This is a genomic window from Nocardia sp. NPDC060220, assembly GCF_042727815.1.
GTDB lineage: Bacteria > Actinomycetota > Actinomycetes > Mycobacteriales > Mycobacteriaceae > Nocardia.
This window is the reverse complement of record NZ_JBHWZY010001147.1, coordinates 1-1,758: the sequence shown is the minus strand read 5'-3', so window position 1 is coordinate 1,758 and position 1,758 is coordinate 1. Positions and strand designations below refer to the sequence as shown.

The 1,758-nt window shown below is 65.8% G+C and carries 2 protein-coding genes; both read right to left on the bottom strand.

The window, feature by feature from the left end:
- Positions 1–9: 9 nt before the first annotated feature.
- Positions 10–1,239, bottom strand: coding sequence for a cytochrome P450 (locus ACFWF3_RS34655; protein WP_379318281.1), 1,230 nt, complete (start codon positions 1,237–1,239; stop codon positions 10–12).
- 206 nt (positions 1,240–1,445) lie between these two features.
- The coding region (locus tag ACFWF3_RS34650; RefSeq protein ID WP_379318279.1) for a hypothetical protein at positions 1,446–1,758 on the bottom strand (313 nt) is incomplete at its 5' end.

Sequence of the window (1,758 nt, the reverse complement as noted above, 5' to 3'; positions counted from 1 at the left end):
AGTTCGGCGCTACGCGCTGTGGATGTAGGCCGGCAGGTGGCGATGGCCGTTGGAGATGAAGCTGGGCACAGTGCCCAGTTCGGTCACGGGAGCGGCCAGCTTCAGCTCGGTGAACCGCTCGAACAGCGCCGGCAGCGAGACCAGTGCCTCGAGGCGGGCCAGCGGCGCACCGAGGCAGTGGTGCGCGCCGTAGCCGAATGCCATGTGCGACTGCTTCTCGCGCGTGGGATCGAACTCGCCCGCGGTGTCGCCGTGCAGCTTCGGGTCACGTGCGGCCGCGGCGTAGCTCGCCAGAATCGGGTCACCCTTGGCGAACTGGACACCGTCGATGTCGATGTCCTCCACCGCGAAACGCAACGGCAGATGCGCGACCGGCGATTCGAATCGCAGCGTCTCCTCGACCAGATCGGGCCAGGTGATCGTGCCCTCGCGCACGCTCGTGAGCACATCGGGCCGGGTGAGCAGAGCGGTGATGGCCTGATCGAGCAGATTCACGGTGGTCTCGTGACCCGCCGAGATCACCAGCAGCAGCGTGCCGACCAACTCTTCCTCGGTGAGCTGGCCCTCGTCCTCGTCGCGCTGGACGATCAGCAGACTGGTGATGTCGTCGCCGGGCTGTTCGCGCCGCAACGCCACCAGTTCACCGAGGATCCGGTACATCTCCATGTAGTTGGCCTGCGACTGCTCCGGGGTGAGCGAGGTGTCGAAGATGCCGTCGATGCAGGTGCGCAGGCCGGGGTTCAGCGATTCCGGCACACCCATCAGCTCCGAGATCACCTGGATCGGCAGCGGGTAGGCGAACTGCTCGCGCAGGTCCACGGTCTGACCGGCCGGGGTGGCTGCCAGCTCGTCGAGCAGTTCGGTGGTGATGCGCTCGACCTGTGCGCGCATGGCCTCGGTGCGCCGCGCGGTGAAGGCCGGCGCCACCAGCTTGCGCAGCCTGCGGTGATCGCTGCCGTAGGCGGTGAACATGTTCGGCGCCGAAACCCACAGGTACAGCGGCCAATCCGGGGGGATCTCACCGGCGACGAAGGCGGGCCAGTGCTGGCTCGCGTCCTTGGAGACCCGGGGATCGACGAGCAGTTTCTCCAGCAGCGCGGCGTCGGTGATCGACCATGCCTGCACCCCACCCGGCAGCTCGACCCTGGTGGCGGGACCATGCGACCTGATCTCGAGGTTCTCACCCTGAATGTCTTGCCCAGTCGGGTCCATTACGACCCGATTCGTCACCGTTTCCATTGTGAAACCTCTCGATCACCCGGCGCCTCGCAGACCCGTCTTCCGAGGTCGCAGCGAAACATCTTGCTGGACTAGCCCTTACGGGCCGTTAGCGATGCTACCGGCCGAACGTCTCTGTCGCAGTGAACACTTGGAATGGGGATCACACAGTGAGATCGAACTATCGGCGCTGCCGGAACGGATACCCACAGACTGGGCTTCCGGTGTCACTTGGGCACGAGAACACCCGTCAGATCGGCTTCCCGAATGGGAGTGTCCGGATCGGCCTGCGCGCCACACATCAGATCGATGGCGGCGACGGACAGGTCGATGGTGTTCGGGTCCGACGTCGCGTTGTCGCCGCGCTCCTGTTCGAGGAACTTGACCACCGTCGTGCGCCGGTCCTCCGGGGACTGGGCGGTGTATTCGCTACACGGTGTGTCACCACCCTGGTTGACCGCCTTCTCCACCTGGTCACAGCCCGTACCGAGCAGCACGATCGCGGCCGCGGCGAGCACGGTGGCTACAGCATTCCTGCGC

Coding starts and splice junctions, on each gene's coding strand:
- ACFWF3_RS34655 (WP_379318281.1), bottom strand. CDS start 1,239: ATGGAAACGGTGACGAATCGGGTCGTAATGGACCCGACTGGGCAAGAC.